Source organism: Embleya sp. NPDC059213, assembly GCF_042754445.1.
Lineage (GTDB): Bacteria > Actinomycetota > Actinomycetes > Streptomycetales > Streptomycetaceae > Embleya.
The window spans coordinates 1-21,022 of sequence record NZ_JBHZAV010000161.1; the positions used below are offsets into that span (position 1 = coordinate 1).

Sequence of the window (21,022 nt, forward strand, 5' to 3'; positions counted from 1 at the left end):
GGGGGCGGGGGGGGGCGCGCGGGCCGGGCGGGGGGGGGGGGTCCGGCGCCGCCCACCCCCCCCCGCCCGGTTCCGGGCTTCGGATCAGGCCGCGGTACGCCCGCGACGTCGGCCGAACACGATGGCGCCGCCGCCGAGCAGGAGCAGCCCCGCGGCGCCGCCTACGTACAGCGCGGTCTTGTCGTCACCGCCGGTCTCAGCCAGGCGCGGCGGCGCGGTCGGCGAGCCGGGCCGCGCGCCGGGCGGCGAGACGGCCGGGTCGCTGCCGGCGGGTCGCCCCTCGTCGGTCGGCGGCCGAGACGGGTTGCCCGGTCGGGCGGTCGGGGGTACGGACGGCGAATCCGGACGGTTGGCCGCGGGCGCCCCGGGGTCGGCGGGCGGGGTCGGCGTCGAGGCGCGGGGCTGACCGGGCGCGGTGGACGGGGCGACCCGGCCGTCCGAGGCGCGGGCCGAGCCGGCCGGCGCGCCGTCTGCGGCCAGCGCCGGGCTCGGCGCCACCAGCACGGCCGAAGCCGCCAGGACGAGGCCGGCGCCGAGGACACGGCCGACCAGGACCCGGGACCGGCCGCCGTGCGGCGCGGCCGTCGTGCGGCGCGGGGGACGCGGGGAGGGAATGAACACCGTTCTCCTTGTGGGGCATCGAACGGACCACCGGGCTTCCGGAGGCCGCCACCATCGAGTGACGGACATCCAGACGCGCGGCCACGTGCCGGGTTCCCGATCCGGGAGAACTTTTTTCACCGGGCTCGAAATCGCCGAGCCGCGAACCCCGGCGGCAACCCCGGCCGCGAACCGGGCAGGGACCGCCACCGCGTCGCGGGTGGCGCACCTTCATACCGAGACGGGTATAACGAACCGCGAATTCGGCATTTGTATGTGATGTCTCCCGGGGTCAGGATCCATGTTAACGCGCTGTGAACATCGGCCGCCGCAACGGCTTTGCGGAGTGTCCACCCGCCCCCGAGTGAATAGGTCACCCATGCGTAATTCGGCTCCGACAAAGAGCGTGGACGACGGCGGAAAGGCCGCACGCAGAACGGCCGTCGCGACATTGGCCGGCACCACCCTGGAGTGGTACGACTTCTTTCTCTACGGCACGGCCGCCGCACTCATCTTCGACAAACAATTCTTCCCGTCCCTGAGCCCGGCGGCGGGCACGCTGGCCTCCTTCGGCACGCTCGCGGTGGGATTCGTCGCCCGACCCTTGGGCGGTCTGGTCTTCGGCCATTTCGGCGACCGTATCGGCCGCAAGGCGACCCTGGTGGTGTCGCTGCTGCTGATGGGCATCGGCTCGACCCTGATCGGCGTCATTCCCAATTACGACACGATCGGCTATTGGGCACCGGTCCTGCTCGTACTGCTGCGCATCGTCCAGGGCATCGGACTCGGTGGCGAGGGCGCCGGCGCGACGCTGATGTCCATGGAGCACGCGCCCGCCGGAAAACGTAACCTGTACGCGGGATTTCCGCAGATGGGGACGCCTGCGGGGCTGGTTCTGGCCAACCTGGTGTTCCTCGCCGTCAGCACCGGGATGAGCGATCACGCGTTCACCGGGTGGGGCTGGCGCATCCCGTTCCTGATGAGTTTCATCCTGGTCGCGGCGGGCCTGGTGATCCGCCTGCGGGTCACCGAATCCCCCTCCTTCAACGAGGCACGCGAACAGGACCACGTGGTCCGTTTCCCACTCGCCGAGGCATTCAAGGTCGGCTTCCCTCGACTCGGTCTCACCCTGCTGGCCGTGGTCGCCAATTCGGCCGTCGCCTATGTCTTCATGGTGTTCACGCTGTCCTACGGCACCAAACACCTCGACTACGGAAAGCGCTTTTTGATCCTGAGCATCTCGGCCGCCGCCGTGCTCTGGTTCGCGAGTATTCCGCTGTGGACCCGAATTGCCGACCGATACGGCCGGCGCACCATGTTCATCGGCGGTTCGGCCGCGATCCTGGTCTGGTGTATCGCCTTCTTCCCGTTGTTGAACACCGGGAATTCGGCGCTCGCCGTTCTGGCCCTCGCCGGCATGGGGCTCATCATTCCGGTCACGCACTGTGTACAGGGCGGCATCATCGCCGACACGTTCCCGGTGCATGTGCGCTACTCGGGGTCCTCGCTGGTCCTGCAACTCGGCGCGGTACTGGGTGGCGGGCTGGCACCGACGATCTCCACCGCGCTGTTGAACTCCGGCGACTCCTCGACCGGGGTCACCTGGTACCTGGTGGCGATGTGCACGATCAGCCTGGTCGGCGCGATCGCCCTGTTCCGGGTGGTCCCGGAGGGCGTGCCGGAACCGGCCCTCCATCCCGCGCCGGCTGCCGCTGCGAAGGCGTGAACCCGGCCGGCGAAATCGCCGTCGCCCCGGCGGCCGCTCGGGTCAGGAGCGGCCGCGGGGCTTGCCGCGCTTGCCGCCCTTGCCCGCGCCGGGGCCGCCGCGGGCACCCTTCCCGGCCGACCCGCCGGCCGCGCCGGGCTTGCGCCTGGCTCCGGAGGCGTCGGGGCGCTGGGACTTGGCCTTCGGCTGTGGCGGAGTCGGGGTCCGGCCGCGCGAGCTGTTGACCGTGCGGCCCCGGACGATCCCGATGAACTCCTCCACCAGGTCGGTGGTCCGGGCCTCCGGCCAGGCCAGCGCGACGCGCGATTCGGGCGCGTCGGTCACCGGCCGGTAGGTGAGGTCCTTGCGGTGGTGCAGACGGGCGAGCGACTGCGGGACGACGAGCAGACCCACCCCGGCCGCCACCAGTTCGACCGCGTCCTCGGTGCTCGCGGGCCGCTCCTTCGCGGGCTCCCCCGGGCGCTGCGCCCACTCCAGGGTGTCGTCGAGCGGATGCAGGACCACGGCGTCGGCCAGGTCCTCGGCAACCACCTCGTCCACTCCCGCGACGTCGTGGTCCTTGGGCACCACGACCACCGTGGTCTCGGTGTACAGCGGGATCGCGCTCAGGTCGGTCCGCTCGATCGGCAGCCGCACCAACCCCGCGTCGGCCTCGCCCGCGCGCAGCAGGTCGGCCGCGGCGGCGGCGGACACCGCGATCAGGGTCAACGGGACGTCGGGCAGCCGCTCGTTCCAGACCCGCACCCATTTGGTGGGGGTCACCCCCGGAACGTACGCGAGCCGGAACGGGGTGGGTACTTCCGAGCCTGTCACCACGTCAGGCTACCGGCCATGATCGGAGGCACCGCACACGGTCGCTACTCTGGACACCATGACGTCGCACAAGACCACCCAGACGATGAAGCCCGCGACCGCGGCGAAGAAGCTGGGCGTGTACCTCCAGGCCACCCCCGCCGAGTTCCAAGAGGGTGTCGTCTCCCGCGACGAGTTGAACGCGCTGCAGGCCGACCCGCCCGAGTGGCTGCAGGAACTGCGCCGCAACGGCCCGCACCCGCGACCCGTCGTCGCGAACAAGCTCGGCGTCTCCATCGCCGGCCTCGCTCGCGGCGGCATCACCGACGCCCTCACCACCGAGCAGATCGACGCGCTGAAGGAAGACGGTCCGGAGTGGCTGCGCCAGGAGCGCGCCACCCAGGCCGAGGTCCGGAAGGAAACGATCCGGATCAAGGAGAAGAACCAGGAGAAGAGCGCGGAGCAGAGCGCCGAGAAGAGCGAGAAGCGCCCCGCGAAGGCGCGCCGACCGCGCTCCTGACCCGCCGTCCGGCGGTCGCCCCGAAGACCGGGCGACCGCCGTTCGTGTGTCAGCCCTCGGCCGGCAGGCCCGCAGCCGCCAACAGGTAGGCGGTCATCGGCGCGTAGTCCCGGGCGTCCACGACGTGGTCGTCCAGCGGGACGGTGACCGTGACGGAGCCCTCGGCCTCGCCGAGGAACAGGGCCGGGTCGTTGCAGTCGGCGAACGCGACCGTGGGAATGCCGTATTGCCCCGCGCGACCGGCCCAGCCGTGGTCGGCGACGACCAGCTCGGGCCGGGGCCGCCCGGCCGCGTCGAGGGCGTCCAGGATCGCGCTCATCGGCTGCGGCGCGTGTGTGTGCCACAGCGTGGCACCGCGCTCCAGCACCGCCACGTCGCCGAACTGCCGCACGTTGCCGCTGGTTTCGTCGTCGCCCTCGGTGGTGTGCAGCCCGCGTGGGATGTCCAGGATCTCGGCGCCGGCCGCGCGCAGTGCCCGGCCGACGGCCCGGTGTACGTCCAGCAGGCCGCCGGGGTGTCCGGTCGCGAGCAACACCCGCAGCCGACGGGCGGCGGCGTCGCGCAGGACGGCGGCCATCCGGTCGAGCCCGGCCAGCGTGAGCAGTGGGTCGATGGTGTCCTGGCCGAAGTGGTGCTCGGGGTCGGGATGTACCCCCGCCCGCTCGACCATCACGGCGAGCACGTCCTCCTGGGTCCAGCGATCGCCCAGTTCCAGGCCCAGCCAGAAGCGCCGGTTGCCCTTCACCAGTTCGGCGTAGTGCCGCAGATTGACCTCCCGGGGGGTGGCCACCGGGCCGGAGATGCGCGTGGCCACCAGATGCCGAAGCAACTCGTCGCGGGACGGGGGGATGTTCGGCTTCGTCATGTCGACCATTGTGCCCACCCGCGCAGCGCACCGGAGCCTCGGGCTCGGCTCGTTCACCAGCGCTAAATCCCGCCATAAGCCGGCCGATTCGACACGTTCTCCTTTTGTTGTCCACCGTGGAGACTATTGGCGCGGTAACGACGACCCACCCGCCTCATCCGCACCGAGGCGTGGTGGACGCCGACCGCGAACGACCGTAGGACGCAAGGTTCGTGTACTGATCTGCCCGCCTTTTTTGCAGGAAGGATCGATATGAGCCCCGTAACGATGGAGATCCGCGACGCCGGTCCGCTCGACGTCGAGGTCGAGGAGGAAGTGGTCGAGTTCGAGGACGAATCGAACCCGGACCGCCGGATCGAGGCGTGTCTGCCCGAGCCCTGGCCGACCGCGACGACCCGCGTCGGCTGCGACTTCAAGTCCTGACCGGACGGACGGCCTGACCCGACGGACGGCCTGACCCGACGGGCGGCTCGGCTCGACGAACCGGGTCGGGCCTGCGGATCCGGACGGCTCGCTCGTCCGTAGGCACCCGGCACGCACGGCCCGATCGGAACCGCTCGACCCGATCGGGCCCGCGCCCCCGCCGGTGCCGCCCCGGCAGCCGCCCACCCCGGTGCCCCGGCCGCGCCGCCCGGTGACCGCAACGGATCGAGCGAACGGCACGAGCGGGAGGGGGCATGGTGCGTTCGATCCCGAACGGATCCGCACAGGAGCTGCGCAACCGGTTGCACACGCTGGTGGCCGGGCACGACCGCCGTTGCCGTGCGGACGACGTCTGGCTGCACCTGTTCGACCCGCGCATGCCCACGCTCGACCACGGTTGGAAACTGCACGTCTCGGCCCGCCCCGAGGATTTCCCCCGGACGCTGGACCTGCTGGTCCCGGTGCTGCTGCGCTACCGCTGCCTGGCCAAGTTCGCGGCCGGCACCGCCGTCCTGGAGGAACTGAACGCCGGCGTACGCGGCCCGGCCGTGGTCGGCAAGGCGGTCACCGTCTATCCACGCACCGAGGATGTCGCTGCCCTGGGCCGGGAACTGGCCGACGTACTGACCGGTCACGGCGGCCCGCGTGTGCTCAGCGACCGCCGGGTCCGACCCGACGCGCCCGTCTACTACCGCTACGGCCCCTTCCGGGTGCTCGGCGTCGGCGCCGCCGAATCGGTGATGATCGGCCCCGACGGGCAGCGCTTCCCCGGCCGGGCGAGCATCCGCTACCGCCAACCCCCGTGGGCGGCCGACCCGTTCGGTGCCCCCGCTCCCACGCCGGGGCGACCCGCCCGCCTGGTCGGCGGTCGATATCGGCTCACCGCGGGCATCGCCCGTTCCCCGCACGGGGACGTCTACCGCGCGCTGGACACCACGACCGGCGAGCGGGTGGTGATCAAACAGGCCAGGGCGTACGCGGGCGAGGACGGCGACGGGGTGGACGCCCGAGGCCGGTTGCGGCACGAGCACGCGGTGCTGGCGGCCCTGGCCGGGTCGGACGGTGTGCCCCGGGTGCTCGACCACCTGCGGCACGGCGAGGACGAGTACCTGGTCACCACCGACTGCGGCCCGCAGGACCTGCGCCGCGACGTGTCGGCGCACGGCCCCTACCCGGGCGACGCGCAACCCGGGCGCCGGGTGAGTGTGCTGGCCCGCCGCCTGCTCGCGATCCTGGACGGGATGCATGCGCTGGGGGTGGTGATGCGCGACCTCAAACCGGGCAACGTGGTGCTCGACACGGACGGCACCTGCAAGCTGGTCGACTTCGGCATCAGCGCGCTGGGCGCGGTCCGCCCGGCCGGCGGCACCCCCGGGTACACCCTGGCGACGGGCTCGGGCGAGGACCCGCCCGATCCCGCGGACGACCTGTACGCGCTGGGCGCGACGCTGTCCTACGCGCTGACCGGCATGGATCCGGTGATCGTCGACCCCGACCCGGCCATCGCCCGGGACCGCACGCTGGCCTGCCTCGCCGCCGCGCTGCCGGATGCCGCGCACCGGCCGGTCCGGGCCCTGGTCGCCGGGTTGCTCGACCTCGATCGTGCGGAGCGGATCGGCTGCGCCCGGCGCCTGCGGGCCGGCCTGCCCGAACCGCCGCGCGCCCGCCGGTTGCCGACCCCGCCCCGGATCACCGCCGGCCTCCTGGACGACGTGATCGACCACACCGTGGGCGACTGCGTACGCACCGCCGCCGACCTGCCCGCCGGATCCGGCCCACGGCCGGGATCGACGCTGACGCTCTACGCGGGCGCCGCCGGAGTGGGCCTGGAACTGCTGCACCACCTCGACCGGCCGGGCGTGCCGAAAGCGGTCGTCGAGTTGGCCCGGCGCACCGCGGCCCATCCCGAACTGGGCGCGCTCCCGGGCGCGTTGTACACCGGGCGCACCGGGGTCGAGCTGTTCCTGCGCGCCGCCGCCACGCTGCCGGGCGGCGACGTCGTACCACCGGTGTTCCCGAGCGAGCCGCTGCCGTACGACGACACCGGCGACCAGATCGGCGGCGCGGCGGGCACCGGCACCGGCCATCTCCTCCTGGCCCGCCAGGCACACGCGGCCGGGCGCGCCGAACAGGCCGCCGCGCATCTGGCCGCCGCGGCCGCCTGCGCCGGGGAACTCCTGGACCGGCGCGCCGACCCGGAACACGCCGAACTCGACCTGCCGCCGGCCTCCTCGCGTGCGGCCTACGTCCACGGTTACGCCCACGGCAGCGCCGGCATCGTGCATTTCCTGCACGCCTGCCGGGACCTTCCGGGCCACGCCGATCCGGTGTTCGCCCGCGCCGCCCGCGGGGGTCTGGATCGACTCGTCGCGCTGACACCGGAGTTGCTGGCCTCGGCGGCCCGCCCGGACGCCGCCCGGCACTTCGGGTCCTGGTGTCGGGGCATGGCCGGGATCGGCACCGTGCTGATCGCGGCGGGCGCACCCGCGCAGGATCCGGAACTGCTCGAACTCGGCCTGCGCTGCGCCCGGTTGTGCCATGTGCTCGCCCCGAGAATGAGCCTGGTGTCGCAGTGCTGCGGCCTGTCCGGAGTCGGCGAACTGCTCGTGGACGCCGCGCTCGCCACCGGTGACGACGAGCACTGGCGGGCCGCCGAGGACGTGGTGGCGCTGATCCTGGCGCGCAGCGGCGGCACGGTACGGCGCCCGTTGTTCCCGGACAACACCCTCGCCGGCACCGATCCCGGCTGGGCCACGGGCGGCAGCGGCGTGCTGTCCCTGCTGCGTCGCGTACGGGACCGGGGCGGCGAACGCCTGGTCGCACCGCCCGAGGCCGTCGACCGGAAGGTCTACGTGCCGGGGACCCAGTAGGCGTGCACCTCGGTGACCTGCGGCGGGGTCCCGCTCTGCGGGAAGCCCAGCTCCTCGGCCGCCGGCCTCAGGAGAGCGCTGAAGGCATCCATCGCCGCCTGCGACTCCCACAGGTCGATGACCCGTACGCCGTCGCCGGTCGCGATCGCCACGTGCGCCAGGCAACCCGGCGCCGGGATCTCGCCGGACCGCACCCGCGCGGAAAGCTTGTCGTACTGTTCCTTGCCGACCCCCGCCAGATCGACCTGCATGAGAATGGCCATGACGGTCCTCCAGACGCGCCGCTGTCACCGATGCCACCGGTCGCAAGGCATCACTTCCATCCTGGCCCGTCCCCCAACGCCCGCAACCGGGGTCCCTGTCCTTCTCCCGCCCGGCGACCGTCGGCGAGCGGGATCAGCCGGGATCAGAAACGCATGAGCGCCTGTTGCGCGGCGGCAAGGACGGCTTGACGGGCCTGTTCGAGCTGGTCCGGGGTTTCGTGTCGGCGGACGGCCTCGGTCAGCACGCGCGCCGTCCGGGTGACCTCGGGCGGTCCCTCCAACTGCACGGCGGCGAACGCACGTTGCAGGGTGGGGAGGTCCTGGGGAGTCCCGGTGCCGGCACGTTGCGCCAGGATCGCTGTCTCCGCGGCCTCCAGGAATCGCACGTAGGTCTGGCGACGCAGGTCCAGGAGCCGCTCGACGCGCTGCTCGTCGAGCGTGGTGCGCACAGTGTCCAGGAGTGCGTCCGCCTGCCGATTGCCCGCGTGCCGGGCCGCATCGGCCTGGCGGATTCCGGCGCTGCGGGCGAACCAGCCGGTGATCAGGCCACCGGCGAGCGCCGATCCTGCTGCGATCAGCGCGATTCCCCACTCACTCATGAACCACATTGTGCACACGGGCATCGACACCCGCAGGCGGATGCGAGGATGCTCACGCGGGCTCCGCCTCCCGGTGCCCGGTTCCGAGTTCGACGGCGAGGCGCTCGCCGCGATCAAGCAGCGGCGGGCCGGAGGGCCCCTGGGAGCGAGCGCCGGCGTGCTCGTACAGCCTGGTCCTGGGCACCGGCGCCCGCACCCTGCTCGTGCTCACCTCCACCTGGGGTCCGCAGTCGCTGCTCCGCCGCCGCCCCGGCCTGCCCGCCGAGTTGGCTGCCGAACTCCCGTATGACACCTACCAGTTGGCCCTGATCGTGCACCCCAACGAGCGCAGCCGGATCGGCACGTTCGACCTGGAGGAGCAACTCGCCCCCGCACTCGACGCCGGGATGATCCTGGCCGCGCCGCACGAGGAGTGGGCCGCGCTGCTGGTCGCCGCCGACGCGGTGATCACCGACCACGGCTCGACCGCGCTGTACGCGGCGGCCCTGGATCGGCCGATCATCCGCGCCCACGACGGCGGCGACGAGCTGATCCCCGGCAGCCCGATGGCCGAACTGCTGGCCCACAGCCCGCAGTTGGCCGACCCTGGCGGGATAGGCGCGCTGCTGGCCGCGCACCGTCCCGGCACGGTCCGCGCCTTCGCGGCGGCCGCGTTCGCCGAGCAGGGCCACGCGTTGGAGCGGCTGCGTGGCGAGTTGTACCGGCTGCTCGACCTCACACCGCCGTCCGGGCCCGCCACCGCCCGCGTGTTGCCGGTCCCCGCCGCGCCGCTGCGCACCCCCGCCGCCTTCGCGGTCCGCGCCCGCCTCGGCGACCACGAGGTGCACGTCGAGCGCCGCCCCACCCACGGCACGATGCCCGCACAACACATCGCCGCCGAATACGGCCCGGCCGGCATCCGCCACCTGCAGAGCGCCGCACTCGTCTACCGCCGCCACACCCGACCCGCGCAGGCCGCCGGCCACCACCTCGACTGGACCCCGGCCGACTGGACCGCCCGAATCCTGGCCGACCTCCCCGGCTGCCGCACGGCCGCGGTGATCCTGTCCCCGTCACACTGCGTCGTCCGCACCCGCGCCGGCGCCCTGCTCACCGCGCACCTCGAACCACACCGAGAACACGGCCGAGTGCACCACCCGGACCCGGCCGCCGTCCTCGGCGCCACCCACGCATGGCTGGCCCGACACCCCGACCTCCCGGCAACCATCGCCTGCCTGATCGGGGACCACACCTTCCGCGTGCACCTCACGCCCACCGAACCGAGCGAGCCACAAGCCCCATTCGGGAACCTGCCCGACGGACCTTGACGGCCCGCGCCGCCGCCGGATCGGGGTGCTGGCACCACCTCGACCGGCCGGGTGGCACGCTCGTTGCCGCCGGTCGCATCCGGACATGCTGGGTCCGGCAGACAACGCTGGTTCCCCAAAGATTCGGTAGGAGTTCGGCTCGTGCGAGAGCAGTCGTGGCAGAGGTTTCGTTTTTCCGGACGGCCGCAGGGCGGCGGGCGCAGAGCGCTGCCGGCCGTGACCGCGGTGGCCGTGGGTGTCCTGGCGATGAGTGTCCTCGTACCGCCCTCGGCGTCGGCCGGCTCCCGGCCGGACGCCGTCCAGCGGGGTCTGAGCGCACTCCTGCGTTCCGACGACCTGCCCGCCGGACTGGCGAGCGTCAAGGACCGTGACGGCCACACCCGCACCTACACCGCAGGCGTCGGCGATACGGCCACCGGCTCGAAGGTGCCCAAGGACGGCCAGGTGCGCATCGGCAGCAACACCAAGGCATTCACCGCGGTGCTCGTACTGCAACTGGTCGGCGAAGGTCGGATCGACCTCGACGCCTACATCGACACCTACCTGCCCGGCCTGGTCCGCGGCGAGGGTATCGACGGACGCCACATCACCGTGCGCCACCTCCTCCAGCAGACCAGCGGACTGCCCAACTACACCAACCACCTCGGGGACGAGGTCCGCTACTTCGAACCCCGCGAACTCGTGGACATCGCCCTGCAACACCCGGCCGACTTCGACCCCGGGAAAAAATGGGCATACAGCAATACCAATTACGTACTGGCCGGAATGCTCGTCGAGAAGATCACCGGCCGACCCCTCGCCCAGGAGATGGACCGGCGCATCATCAAGCGCATCGGGCTGCGCCACACCTACTTCCCCGCCCCCGGTGACGCGACCATCCGCGAGCCGCACCCCAAGGGCTACGACCGGGCATCGCCCGACGCGCCGCCGATCGACGTCACCGAGATCGATCCCTCCTGGGGCTGGGCGGCAGGTGCCCTGGTCTCCACCAACACCGACCTCAACCGGTTCTACGGCGCGCTCCTGGCCGGTCGTCTCCTCCCGCCGGCCCAGCTCGCCCAGATGCGCACCACCGTCGCCGGGGCCGAGGGCACCTTCGGCCCCGGTGCCCGCTACGGGCTGGGACTGGTGAGCAGGCCGCTGCCGTGCAACGGGCTCTACTGGGGCCACGGCGGCAGTTTCCCCGGCTACGAGACCCGGGGCGGGGCCACCGACGACGGCCGCGCGGCCAATGTCGCGGTCACCATGCAGCTCGGCAACGAGGCGGCCCGGGACCGGGTCGACCAGGTCGTGTTCACGGCCCTGTGCCGCTGATTCACCCCCGTCGGGATCCGTCCGGCCGCTTGCCTCCGCGCACCCGGCCGGACGGATCCTCGTCGTCGGCCCACTACTCGGCCGAACAGGACGCCCGAAGCCCCGGCCATCCGCCCGTGCCCGGCGCGCACCGGCCGAAGCCCCGGCCCACCCGCCCGTCCCCGGCACGCAGCGTCCGAAGCCTCCGCCTCCACTCCCTCGCACGCAGCACCCGGAGCCTCAGTCCACCGGCCCCTCCCCCGCCCGCAGCGCCCGGGCCGCCTCGCGGTGCTCGTCCGCCTCGACCCGGTGCCCGGCCGCCTCGGCGGAGTCGGCCGGCGCGTCCAGGATCCGGGCCTCCTCGGCACGGGCGCCCCGGGCCCGCGCACTCGCCAGCGCCGCCACGTACAACGCACGCGCCTCGCCCGCGCGCCCGAGGGTGTCCAACACGGTGCCCAGCGCGAATCCGGTGCGGGCGGTCATCCGTTCCCGGCCCAGCTCGCCCGCCGCCGCGTGGGCACGCTCGAACAACTCGGCCGCGCGCCGCGATTCGCCCAGCGCCGCCGCGGCCTCGCCCAGGCGGTACGTCATCAACATCGCGCCGTACGGGTTGTCGATCGCCCGGTGCACCTCGCGGGCCGCCTCGAAATCCGCCGCCGCACTCGCCCAATCCCCGCGCGCCGCCCGCAACATGCCGCGAAACTCCACGGTCGACGCGCCGAGCTTGCGGTCCGCCGCCGTCGCCGCGCCCAGCGCCGCCACCGTGCCCAGCGCCCGCTCCAGTTCGTCCCCGGCCGCCGCGAAGTCCCCCTGTTCCCACAATGGGCGGGCCAGTTGGCAGCGCATCCGCGCCGCGGCGCGAGGATGGCCGGCCCGCTGCGCGGCGGCCACGCCGGTGCGGAAGGCGTCCAGCACGTCGGCGTAGTGCCGGTGGTCGAGGAAGTGTGTCCACAACGGCTCGCACAGGCCCCACGCCTCGGCGTCGAGACCGTGCGCGTACGCCATCCGCACGCACCCGTACAGCGCGTGCCGCTCCGTCTCCAGCCAGCGCGCGGCCCGCGCCTTGTCCGCGAACACCACGTCGGGCGCCTCCGGCAACGCGGGCACCCGCTCGGCCAGCGTCATCCGGGCGCCCGCCGCCGTCGCGTCCGCGAGTTGCGCCTGCCGCAGGTACCAACGCACGATCCGGCGTTGCCCGTCGGTGGTTTCCGCCGCGCTGCCGTCCCGTTCGGCCCGCCGCCGGGCGTGCGCGCGCAACAGCTCCGGCAACCGCCGGTATTCGTCCCGGGCGTCCACCAGGCCCGCCGTCTCCAACTCCTCAAGCGCGTCCAGGCCGGCGTCCAGGCCCCGGCCGAGCAGGGCCACCGCGGTCTCCGGGGTGAACTCCGGGCCGGGGGCGCCGCCGAGCAACCGGTACAACCGGGCACCGTCCGGCCCGAGTTCGCGGTAGGCCGCATCCCACACCGCCTCGACCACCGGAAGTCCCTTCTCGTGCAGCTCCGCGGTCAGCTCGGCGAGCAGCCGCGACAGCGAGCGCAACCGATGCCGGCGCGCATCCAACGGGCCGCCACCACGCACTCGCCCACGCGCGTCCGGATGATCGCGATATTGCCCCGGGCGCGTGGTGTGCTCGTCCGGAACAGGGCATACAAGGGAAATCCGCCCCACGAGGGCCCGCGAACCGGGAGAGAAGGGAGTCGCATGCCGTCGGACGTCGATCTCGCCGCGGCGCTGTCCAGGGTCAAGGAGAGCGAGACCTCGCTGGTCGCCCAGGTCCTGCGCACCACCGTGGCCGCGGTGACCTCCTACGTCACCGCGTTGGCCCTGACCGGCCCCGATCCACAGCCGATCCTGGCCCCGCTCACCGCGCTCCTGGTCGTCCAGGTCACCTCGTACGCGACCTTCACCACGGGTGTGCAGCGGGTGGCCAGCGTGGTGTCGGGGGTGCTGATCGCGGTGTTGTTCAGCGAGGCGGTCGGGCTCAACTGGTGGAGCCTGACCCTGCTGCTGTTGGCCTCGCTCGGCCTGGGCCATCTGATCCGGCTCGGCGACTCGATCAACGAGGTGGCGATCAGCGCGATGATCGTGCTCGGCGTCAGCCAGGTCGGGGACACCGCGTGGGACCGGGTCGCGGAAACCCTGGTCGGCGCGGCCGTCGGCATGATGTTCTCCCTGATCCTGGCGCCACCCGTGCACGTGCGGCCCGCGAACGAGGCGGTGATGTCCGCGTTCACCGCGCTGACCCGGCTCCTGGACACGATGGCCGGGGAACTGGAGGCCGACGTCGGCCACGACCGCGCGCACGGCTGGCTGGAGGAGGCCCGCCGGATCGACCGGGACATCGTGCGGGTGGACGCGACGCTGTCCACCGCCGAGGAGGGCACCCGGCTCAACCCGCGCGGCCGGCGGGCCACGGTGCGGGTGCTCGCGCTGCGCAGCGGCCTGGACACCGCCGAGATCAGCGCGGTGGCGCTGCGCATGGTGTGCCGGGCACTGAGCGGGCTGTACGCGCGGGGCGAGCGCGGCGAACCGGCGTACACCGAGATCCCGCCGGCCACCGAGCAGTCGCTGCGCAGCCTGTTCCGCTCGCTGGCCGCGCTGTTCGCCGCGTACGGCCACCTGGTCGTGCTGCACGGCCAGGATCGCCCCGAGGACTCCGCCCGGGCCGAGAACACGCTGCGCGAACGGCTGACCGAGGCGGATGTGGACCGCTCGCGCACCGAGGCGATCCTGCTCGCCGACTCGATCGAGAACCCGGACCGCTGGGTGTTGTACGGCACCCTGCTGACCGCGGTCGACAAGCTCGTCGACGAGACCCGGCCCGCGGGCACCCCGGGCGACCTGGCGCAGCGGATCGACGAGCGCCGCCGGCGCCTGGCCGAGGACCGTCGCCTGCGGGCCGCGGTGATCCGTCCCGCACCGGTGCTGCGGGACCGCCTCCGCCGGGTGGTCGCCCCCACCGACCGCCTCCTGCGCGTCCCCCGCCGCCTGCACCGCCACACCCTGCGCCGCCGCCGCTGACCGACCGAGGGCCGGCCGGTGCGTGAGTCTCGCACCGGCCGGCCCTGGATCGGGCCTGAGCTCACCCCCGTGTACGAGCTCATGCCGAGCGGTCGGGTGCCGGGGATCCGGGGTGGACCGGCGAACCGCTGTGCGTCCAGCCAAGCAGCCGGGGCCCGCGAGGGCATCCCGTCCCGGGTGGAGGGGCGGGTCGAACCGACGCGGTAGTCGGGGCGAGCGGGTCAACCGTCGGAGTACGCGGATGCGGGCGGCGCCGGGGGCCGGTGCCCACGTACCCTGTGAGCCCCGAAGCCAAGGACCGGACACCGTGCCGCACAGCCCCGAAGAACAACTCGTCCACACCGTCGCGACAGCCGGCGAGCCCTTCGGGGTCGCCCTGGCCGGGGCTCGGGGCCTGCGCCGACACGGCTTGGTCGACCGGGACGGCGACGGCGTCGACTTCGCGCTCGCGGCGCGCGACGCCAAGCGCCTGACCGCCGCCCGCACCACGATCGCCGCGGCCCTGACCGAGCAGGGTTGGCGGGTCACCGTCGACGGCAGGGCCGGCGGCAAGGCGTTCGTCCGGATGAACGTGCGCCCGGCCGGGCCCGGCCGCGGCACGCCGCTCACGTTGCACGTCGCACCGCGCACGCACGAGCCCGCCGTCGTGGCCGGCGTCGCGGTACTGCACCCCGACGACCTCGCCGCGGCCAAGCTGGTCACCCTGGCCCTGCGCTCGGAAGTACGGGACGCCTTCGACGTCTTCGCGCTCTCCGACCACTACGACATCGACCGGTTGCTCGACCTCGCCCTGGCCTACGACCGGGAATTGCGCGCCGAGGACGTCCTGACCGCGTTCAAGCACGTCACCGAGCGCGAGGACGTGGACTTCGCCCGGTTCGGCGCGCCGGCCGCCCGGGTCGCCGCCGTCCGAGCCTGGTTCCAGGACCGGTTCGCCGAGCTCTCCGTCCGGCACAGCCGTCCGATCGCCGCCGCGCTGGACCCCGGGGTGTTGGCCAAGCTCGCGGCACTGGCGGAGTCGGTGACCCCGGCGGAGGGACCGTCCGGCGACCGACCCGGGTGAGCGCGCCCACGCGGTGCTCGATCAGCGCCGGCCGCCGGGCGTGACCAGGCCGGTCTCGTAGGCCAACACCACCGCCTGGGCCCTGCTGGACAGGTTCAGTTTGGCCAGCGCACGGTTGAAGTGCGTCTTGACGGTCGACTCGGTGACCACCAGGGTGCCGGCGATCTCGTTGTTGGCCATGCCCCGGCCGACCAGGCGCAGCACCTCCAACTCCCGCCCGGTCAACGCCTCCAGGTCGGGCGGCACCGCGCCGCCGCCGGCCGCGGCGGCGCACGAGACGTAGGTCTCGATCAGCCGCCGGGTGACACTGGGCGCGAACAACATGTCGCCGGCCATCACCGCGTCGATCGCGGCCAGCAACCGCTGCGGGCCGATCTCCTTGAGCAGGAACCCGGACGCCCCGGCCCGCAACGCGGCATAGACGTATTCGTCCAGATCGAACGTGGTCAGCACCACGATCCGAGGCGGCGTGCCCTCGGCGGCGGCCAGGACGCGTTCGGTGGCGACCACGCCGCTCATCCCGGGCATCCGGATGTCCATCAGAATCAGTTCGGGATGCAACTTCGCGGCCAGGTCGACCGCCTCGGCCCCGTCGGATGCCTCCCCCACCACCTCGATCCCCGGGGCCGCGCGTAACAACGCGGCCAGTCCGGCCCGGATCAGGACCTGGTCGTCGACCACCAATACCTTGGTCACCCCGTCGTTCCTTCCGTCCCGTCGGTACACGGCGGCCTAGCCGTCCCCGGCGCTCCCGGCGGCCTCGGCCGGGATCGGCAGGACGAGGTCGACCTCGAACCCCCCATCGGGCCGCCGTCCCGCAACGAGCGTCCCGCCGTAGAGCTTGGCCCGCTCGGACATGCCGATCAACCCGTGCGCCGCCACCCCACCGATTGTGCCCGCTTCGCAACCCTGCGGTGCGACCATCGGCCGCCCGCCGCCGTCGTCGGTCACGGTGATCCGCAGATGATGCGGTCGATAGTCGACCAAAAGGTCCACCTTCGCGGTTCGCGCGTGCTTGAGCACGTTGGTCAGCGCCTCCTGGACGATCCGGTACGCGCACAACTCGATCCCCGGCGACAACGGGCGCTCGACGCCCACCGTTTCGCGCCGCACGTCGACCCCCGCCGCCCGGATCCGGCGCACCACCTCGTGCAATCGGGCCAGCCCCGGCGCCGGATCCAGCCGATCGTCGGCGGTCCGCCCGCGTGCGGCGTCCGGCGGCGCCTCGTCCGGGTCGAACATGTCCTCGTCGTCCGCGCGCAGCAACATCAACATCCGGCGCATCTCGTCCAGCGTCTCGCGCGTGGTCTCGCCGATTGTGCGCAACGCCGCCTCGGCGGTCGGCGGATCGGACCTCAACACGTACTCCGCCAGCCCCGCCTGCACCGAGATCACCGATACGTGGTGGGCCACCACGTCGTGCAACTCGCGGGCGATGCGCACCCGTTCGTCGGTGACCGCACGCCGGGCCCGGGCCTCCTGCTCGCGCGCCAGTCGCCGCGTCAACGCCGCGTACTGCGCGTTGCGTTCGTTCAGCCGCCGGGCCGCGACGCCGAACCAGCAGATCCCCGGCGGCACGACCAGGACTTGGGCGACGACGGTGGCCATCGAACCGCCGTCCGCGGCCAGCCCGGCGTACAACCAGGTCGCACCCACCGCCGGCACGCACCAGAGCAGGTTCCGGATCGGGCGGTGCGCGGCGACCGTGTAGGTCGCCATCAGCGTGCCCAGCGAATTGACCACCGGCCAGTAACCCAGCGCGATGTACCAGATCTGGAGCGCGAGCATCACCGAGAGCACCGCGACCGGGGCGCGCCGGCGCACGATCAGCGGCAAGTTGATCACCACGATCAGCACGAAGCCGAACATGTCGGTCCTGCGCCAGTCCCCGGTGGGATCCTCGTGGGCCAGCAGCAGACTCACCACGATGTAGGACAACGCCAGGATCGCGTCCACCACGATCGGCGGAGGGGTGACGGCGTGCCTGCTCCACAGCGTTCGCGCCCGCATTCGGCGCAGCGTAGCCCGCGATCGCGGATCGGTCGTCGAACCCACGGTCGACAAGTGCCTACCACGCTGGGTGGAGATCGCCGCGCGGTGCGCGAGTGGTGCGGATCCGGTGGCCCCGCGCCGGCACGGATGTGCAGGGATCGCGTCCTGCTTTGGCAGATGTTGCCGTCGTGTGCGCGGCCTGCACAGCATGTACTGAACAGCGATATCCACTGAACACCGGTCGCCCGTCCCGACGGGCCGGGCAGGATGCGCGTCGAGGGGTGTGCCGTGGCTGAGGCGTGGTGGGACGGCGAGGACGTCGACGGGCCCGAGGCGGTGGTCGCCCGGCTGGACGGCGTGGACTACCTGGCCGGGGACGGCATCGGCACCGCCGCCTGGCTCGCGCTGCGGATGGGCCGGCCGCTGCTGGTCGAGGGCGAGCCGGGAGTGGGCAAGACCGCGCTGGCCCGGGCCCTGGCGGACGCGTTTCGCCTACCGCTGTTCCGGCTCCAGTGCTACGAGGGTCTGGACGCGTCGCAGGCGCTGTACGACTGGGACTTTCCGCGCCAGATGTTGCATCTGCGGGCGGCCGGCGCGGCGGGCGAGACCGATGCGGCGGCCCTGGAGGCCGGCCTGTACGACCGGCGCTACCTGATCGCCCGGCCGGTGTTGCGGGCGATCGAGGCGGCACCGGCGGTGCTGCTCGTGGACGAGGTGGATCGGGCCGACGACGAGTTCGACGCGTTCCTGCTGGAGGTGCTGTCCGACTTCGCGGTGACCGTGCCCGAACTGGGCCGGATCGCGGCGAAGGTGCCGCCGCTGGTGGTGTTGACCTCCAATCGCACCCGCGAACTGCACGACGCGCTCAAACGGCGCTGCCTCTACCACTGGCTCGATCACCCGGACCACGCGCACGAGGTGGCGATCGTGCGCCGCAGGCTGCCCGAGGTGAGCACCCGGTTGGCCGAGGACGTGGTGCGCGCCGTGGGCCGACTGCGCGCGGCCGACCTGGTCAAGCCGCCCGGTGTGTCCGAGACCCTGGACTGGGCCTGCGCGCTGCTCGTACTGGGCGTGCGCGACCTGGATCCGGACGCGGCGGCCCGCACGCTCGGCGCGGTGCTCAAGCATCGCGAGGACCTGGCGAGCGTACGGGCGCACGGGCTGGATCGGCTGCTCGCGGCAGGCGGCTGAGATGGCCGCGCGTGGGGTGCCGGACGCCACCACGGTGCGCGCCGCCCTCGCCGCACCGGTGCGCCGCGACGGGGTCGCCACCCTGGTCGCCTTCGCCCGCACCGTGCGGGCGGCCGGCGTGGGGGCCGATCCGGGACGGGTGCAGGCGTTCCTGACCGCCGCCGCCGAGTCGGGCGCCGACGGGCGCTCGGGTACGTACTGGGCGGGTCGACTCACGTTGTGTTCCGCGCGGGAGGAACTGGCCCGCTACGACGCCGCGTTCACCGCGTACTTCGGCTGCGAACAACCGCCGGCGGGGCGTCGGCGGCCGGGCGTCGACGTCGAGCGGGCCGTCGGCCTGCCCGGCACCGAGCAGGCCCCGCCGGAGCGGGACGAGCACGGTGCCGAACCGCGGGTCGCCGCCGCCGACCGCACCGAGGTCCTGCGCCGGCGCGACATCGCCCTGCTCGATCCGGCCGCGCGCGCCGAGCTGCGCCGACTGCTCGCGCTGCTGCGCCCGGCCGCCCCGATGCGCCGCACCCGGCGTCGGCGGCCGGCCCGACACGGCCGGATCGACCGGGCCCGCACCGTGCGGGCGGCGCTGCGGACCGGCGAGATCGACCGACTGCGGTATGCCGAGCGGGTGGTGCGCCCGCGCCGGCTGGTGCTGCTGCTGGACGTCAGCGGCTCGATGGCGCCGTACGCGGACGCGCTGCTGCGCTTCGGCCACGCCGCGGCGCGCCGGCGTCGCGGTACCGAGGTGTTCACCATCGGGACCCGGCTGACCCGGATCAGCCGGGAGCTGGGCCACACCGACCCGGATCGGGCGTTGGCCGCCGCGTCCGCCGCGGTGCCCGATTTCAGCGGCGGGACCCGGCTCGGCGACCAGTTGCACGCCTTCCTGGCCGACTGGGGTCGGCGGGGCGTGGCCCGGGGCGCGGTGGTGGTGATCGCCTCCGACGGATGGGAACGCGGCGAGCCGGATCGGCTCGCGGTGGGCATGGCCCGCCTGCATCGGCTCGCTCATCGGGTGATCTGGGTGAATCCGCATCGGGCCCGGGAGGGGTATCAACCCCTTGCGGCCGGTATGGCGGCGGCGCTGCCGTACGTTGACGACTTTGTCGCCGGGCACAGCCTGGCCGCGCTGGAGGAATTGTGTGCACTGCTGGTCGACGAACGACGGACCGGGTGAACGACGATGCGTGAACTGCTCGACCACCTGGAGGCGTGGTACCGCGACGGGCGCACCTTCGCGCTGGCCACGGTGGTGTCCACGCTGCGCAGTGCCCCGCGGGACGCGGGTGCGGTGATGGCGGTGTCCGCCGACGGCGTGGCGCTCGGCAGCGTGTCCGGCGGGTGTGTCGAGGGCGCGGTGTACGAGTTGGCGCTGGAGGTGATCGGGGAGGGCCGGCCGCGCACCGCCGCCTACGGGATCAGCGACGACGACGCGTTGATGGTGGGGCTGACCTGTGGCGGCACGCTGGAGGTCTACGTCGAGCCGGTCGACCCGGCGCGCTATCCGGAGTTTCCCGAGCTGATCGCCGCGCTGCGCGAGGGTCGCCCGCTCGCGGTCGCCACCGTGGTCGCGACGCCCGACCGGGATCGGCTCGGCGCCCGGGTGGTGGTCGGGCCGGAGCGGGAGGCCGACGGCCAGGCGAGCCGTGCGCTCACGGTGGCGCTGCGCGAGCTGCTCGCGGCGGATCGCACCACGCTGGCGCACCCCGACGGCGACGCGCTGGTGCCGGTCGAGGCGCTGGGCGTGCGGCAGGACGAGATCGTCTTCGTGCGCTCGTACGTGCCGCGCCCTCGGCTGTTGGTGTTCGGTTCCAACGACTACGCGGTGGCGATGGCCCGGATGGGTGCGTTGGCCGGGTTCCGGGTGACCGTGTGCGACGCGCGGCCGGTGTTCGCGACGGCGGAGCGTTTTCCGGACGTCGACGAGCTGGTGGTGGACTGGCCGGACCGCTACCTGGCGGGCACCCGGGTGGACGGGCGTACGGCGGTGTGCGTGCTCACCCACGATCCCAAGTTCGACGTGCCGGTCCTGGTCCGGGCGTTGCGGCTGCCGCTCGCCTATGTCGGCGCGATGGGCAGCCGGCGTGCGCACGCCGACCGGCTGGTCCGGCTGCACGAGGCGGGCGTGACCGAGGCCGAGCTGGCGCTGCTGCACTCGCCGATCGGTCTGGATCTGGGCGCGCGCACCCCGCAGGAGACCGCGATCGCGGTGCTCGCCGAGATCATCCAGGCCCGGCACGGCGGCTCCGCGCGCCCGCTGTCGCTCACCGACGGCAGCATCCACCGCTGACCTCCACCCGGCGGAGCATCGCGGGCCGGGCCACGCGGTGGAGCACCGCCGGAGCGCCCCCGAAGCCGAGCACCGCACACACGAAGGAGCCCGCCGCGCGATTCGCGCGGCGGGCTCCCTGCGGTTGCCTCCGGATCAGCCGAGCGGCGGGGCCGCCTCGGCCAGCGCCCGGATCGCCGCGACGAAGCAGTCCGCCGGCGGGGTGACCAGGCC

The 21,022-nt window shown here is 73.3% G+C and carries 20 protein-coding genes; 11 read left to right on the forward strand and 9 right to left on the reverse strand.

Annotation, left to right across the window (positions count from 1 at the left end):
• Positions 1–84: 84 nt before the first annotated feature.
• Complete coding sequence (locus ACFXMF_RS37165; protein WP_360321682.1) at positions 85–621, reverse strand: LAETG motif-containing sortase-dependent surface protein; 537 nt, start codon at positions 619–621, stop codon at positions 85–87.
• 358 nt (positions 622–979) lie between these two features.
• Here ACFXMF_RS37165 and ACFXMF_RS37170 point away from each other — a divergent pair, with 358 nt between their 5' ends.
• Positions 980–2,326 (forward strand): MFS transporter, encoded by a 1,347-nt coding sequence (locus tag ACFXMF_RS37170; protein WP_360321685.1) that lies wholly within the window; start codon positions 980–982, stop codon positions 2,324–2,326.
• 42 nt (positions 2,327–2,368) lie between these two features.
• Here the strand turns inward: ACFXMF_RS37170 and ACFXMF_RS37175 are convergent, their stop codons facing one another.
• Entirely contained in the window at positions 2,369–3,139 is a 771-nt protein-coding gene (locus ACFXMF_RS37175; protein ID WP_379992735.1) for a LysR substrate-binding domain-containing protein, read from the reverse strand.
• A 58-nt stretch (positions 3,140–3,197) separates the two neighbouring features.
• Here ACFXMF_RS37175 and ACFXMF_RS37180 point away from each other — a divergent pair, with 58 nt between their 5' ends.
• The gene (locus ACFXMF_RS37180; RefSeq protein ID WP_360321691.1) at positions 3,198–3,638 is read left to right on the forward strand and encodes a DUF5997 family protein; all 441 of its coding nucleotides are present in this window, start codon (positions 3,198–3,200) and stop codon (positions 3,636–3,638) included.
• 49 nt (positions 3,639–3,687) lie between these two features.
• Here the strand turns inward: ACFXMF_RS37180 and ACFXMF_RS37185 are convergent, their stop codons facing one another.
• Positions 3,688–4,503: a phosphatase gene (locus tag ACFXMF_RS37185; RefSeq protein WP_379992241.1), complete on the reverse strand. Its 816-nt coding sequence runs from the start codon at positions 4,501–4,503 to the stop codon at positions 3,688–3,690.
• A gap of 252 nt (positions 4,504–4,755) precedes the next feature.
• Here ACFXMF_RS37185 and ACFXMF_RS37190 point away from each other — a divergent pair, with 252 nt between their 5' ends.
• Together ACFXMF_RS37190 and lanL are read left to right on the forward strand one after the other, a co-directional pair.
• Entirely contained in the window at positions 4,756–4,926 is a 171-nt protein-coding gene (locus ACFXMF_RS37190) for an SflA family class IV lanthipeptide (RefSeq protein ID WP_360321697.1), read from the forward strand.
• A 254-nt stretch (positions 4,927–5,180) separates the two neighbouring features.
• Positions 5,181–7,796 carry a class IV lanthionine synthetase LanL gene (gene lanL, locus ACFXMF_RS37195; protein ID WP_379992240.1) on the forward strand — a complete coding sequence of 872 codons (2,616 nt, stop codon included), beginning with the start codon at positions 5,181–5,183 and terminating at the stop codon, positions 7,794–7,796.
• On the opposite strand, the gene ACFXMF_RS37200 is transcribed toward lanL, so the two are convergent.
• The 3 genes from ACFXMF_RS37200 to ACFXMF_RS37210 form a co-directional block, all read right to left on the reverse strand.
• Positions 7,775–8,059 carry a hypothetical protein gene (locus ACFXMF_RS37200; protein WP_360321703.1) on the reverse strand — a complete coding sequence of 95 codons (285 nt, stop codon included), beginning with the start codon at positions 8,057–8,059 and terminating at the stop codon, positions 7,775–7,777. The two genes, lanL and ACFXMF_RS37200, sit on opposite strands and share 22 nt — an antisense overlap.
• A gap of 143 nt (positions 8,060–8,202) precedes the next feature.
• Complete coding sequence (locus ACFXMF_RS37205) at positions 8,203–8,658, reverse strand: hypothetical protein (RefSeq protein ID WP_360321706.1); 456 nt, start codon at positions 8,656–8,658, stop codon at positions 8,203–8,205.
• A gap of 52 nt (positions 8,659–8,710) precedes the next feature.
• A complete protein-coding gene (locus ACFXMF_RS37210) occupies positions 8,711–8,869 on the reverse strand; it encodes a hypothetical protein (RefSeq protein WP_379992239.1) in 159 nt (52 codons plus the stop codon).
• Here ACFXMF_RS37210 and ACFXMF_RS37215 point away from each other — a divergent pair.
• Positions 8,862–9,965 carry a hypothetical protein gene (locus ACFXMF_RS37215; protein WP_379992238.1) on the forward strand — a complete coding sequence of 368 codons (1,104 nt, stop codon included), beginning with the start codon at positions 8,862–8,864 and terminating at the stop codon, positions 9,963–9,965. The genes ACFXMF_RS37210 and ACFXMF_RS37215 overlap by 8 nt on opposite strands.
• Before the next feature lie 141 nt (positions 9,966–10,106).
• Positions 10,107–11,279: a serine hydrolase domain-containing protein gene (locus ACFXMF_RS37220; protein WP_379992237.1), complete on the forward strand. Its 1,173-nt coding sequence runs from the start codon at positions 10,107–10,109 to the stop codon at positions 11,277–11,279.
• A 219-nt stretch (positions 11,280–11,498) separates the two neighbouring features.
• On the opposite strand, the gene ACFXMF_RS37225 is transcribed toward ACFXMF_RS37220, so the two are convergent.
• Positions 11,499–12,818 carry a hypothetical protein gene (locus ACFXMF_RS37225; protein WP_379992054.1) on the reverse strand — a complete coding sequence of 440 codons (1,320 nt, stop codon included), beginning with the start codon at positions 12,816–12,818 and terminating at the stop codon, positions 11,499–11,501.
• Positions 12,819–12,959: 141 nt separating this feature from the next.
• Between ACFXMF_RS37225 and ACFXMF_RS37230 the strand changes: the two genes are divergently transcribed.
• Positions 12,960–14,279 (forward strand): aromatic acid exporter family protein, encoded by a 1,320-nt coding sequence (locus ACFXMF_RS37230; protein WP_379992055.1) that lies wholly within the window; start codon positions 12,960–12,962, stop codon positions 14,277–14,279.
• A gap of 307 nt (positions 14,280–14,586) precedes the next feature.
• Positions 14,587–15,342, forward strand: a complete 756-nt coding sequence (locus tag ACFXMF_RS37235; RefSeq protein WP_379992056.1) for a nucleotidyl transferase AbiEii/AbiGii toxin family protein — start codon at positions 14,587–14,589, stop codon at positions 15,340–15,342.
• 21 nt (positions 15,343–15,363) lie between these two features.
• Here ACFXMF_RS37235 and ACFXMF_RS37240 read toward each other — a convergent pair whose 3' ends face one another.
• Together ACFXMF_RS37240 and ACFXMF_RS37245 are read right to left on the reverse strand one after the other, a co-directional pair.
• The gene (locus tag ACFXMF_RS37240) at positions 15,364–16,038 is read right to left on the reverse strand and encodes a response regulator transcription factor (protein ID WP_360321724.1); all 675 of its coding nucleotides are present in this window, start codon (positions 16,036–16,038) and stop codon (positions 15,364–15,366) included.
• 36 nt (positions 16,039–16,074) lie between these two features.
• On the reverse strand, positions 16,075–17,352 hold the full coding sequence (locus ACFXMF_RS37245; RefSeq protein WP_360321727.1) for a sensor histidine kinase: 1,278 nt from the start codon (positions 17,350–17,352) through the stop codon (positions 16,075–16,077).
• A gap of 270 nt (positions 17,353–17,622) precedes the next feature.
• Here ACFXMF_RS37245 and ACFXMF_RS37250 point away from each other — a divergent pair, with 270 nt between their 5' ends.
• Genes ACFXMF_RS37250 through ACFXMF_RS37260 form a run of 3 tightly spaced genes read left to right on the forward strand, consistent with a single transcriptional unit; the run spans position 17,623 to position 20,809 of the window.
• Entirely contained in the window at positions 17,623–18,525 is a 903-nt protein-coding gene (locus ACFXMF_RS37250) for a MoxR family ATPase (protein WP_360321730.1), read from the forward strand.
• Position 18,526: 1 nt separating this feature from the next.
• Positions 18,527–19,696: a VWA domain-containing protein gene (locus tag ACFXMF_RS37255; RefSeq protein WP_360321733.1), complete on the forward strand. Its 1,170-nt coding sequence runs from the start codon at positions 18,527–18,529 to the stop codon at positions 19,694–19,696.
• Positions 19,697–19,702: 6 nt separating this feature from the next.
• Positions 19,703–20,809 carry an XdhC/CoxI family protein gene (locus tag ACFXMF_RS37260; protein ID WP_360321736.1) on the forward strand — a complete coding sequence of 369 codons (1,107 nt, stop codon included), beginning with the start codon at positions 19,703–19,705 and terminating at the stop codon, positions 20,807–20,809.
• Positions 20,810–21,022 lie beyond the last annotated feature (213 nt).

Coding starts and splice junctions, on each gene's coding strand:
- ACFXMF_RS37170 (WP_360321685.1), top strand. CDS start 980: ATGCGTAATTCGGCTCCGACAAAGAGCGTGGACGACGGCGGAAAGGCC.
- ACFXMF_RS37180 (WP_360321691.1), top strand. CDS start 3,198: ATGACGTCGCACAAGACCACCCAGACGATGAAGCCCGCGACCGCGGCG.
- ACFXMF_RS37185 (WP_379992241.1), bottom strand. CDS start 4,503: ATGACGAAGCCGAACATCCCCCCGTCCCGCGACGAGTTGCTTCGGCAT.
- ACFXMF_RS37190 (WP_360321697.1), top strand. CDS start 4,756: ATGAGCCCCGTAACGATGGAGATCCGCGACGCCGGTCCGCTCGACGTC.
- lanL (WP_379992240.1), top strand. CDS start 5,181: ATGGTGCGTTCGATCCCGAACGGATCCGCACAGGAGCTGCGCAACCGG.
- ACFXMF_RS37200 (WP_360321703.1), bottom strand. CDS start 8,059: ATGGCCATTCTCATGCAGGTCGATCTGGCGGGGGTCGGCAAGGAACAG.
- ACFXMF_RS37205 (WP_360321706.1), bottom strand. CDS start 8,658: ATGAGTGAGTGGGGAATCGCGCTGATCGCAGCAGGATCGGCGCTCGCC.
- ACFXMF_RS37230 (WP_379992055.1), top strand. CDS start 12,960: ATGCCGTCGGACGTCGATCTCGCCGCGGCGCTGTCCAGGGTCAAGGAG.
- ACFXMF_RS37245 (WP_360321727.1), bottom strand. CDS start 17,352: ATGCGGGCGCGAACGCTGTGGAGCAGGCACGCCGTCACCCCTCCGCCG.
- ACFXMF_RS37255 (WP_360321733.1), top strand. CDS start 18,527: ATGGCCGCGCGTGGGGTGCCGGACGCCACCACGGTGCGCGCCGCCCTC.
- ACFXMF_RS37260 (WP_360321736.1), top strand. CDS start 19,703: ATGCGTGAACTGCTCGACCACCTGGAGGCGTGGTACCGCGACGGGCGC.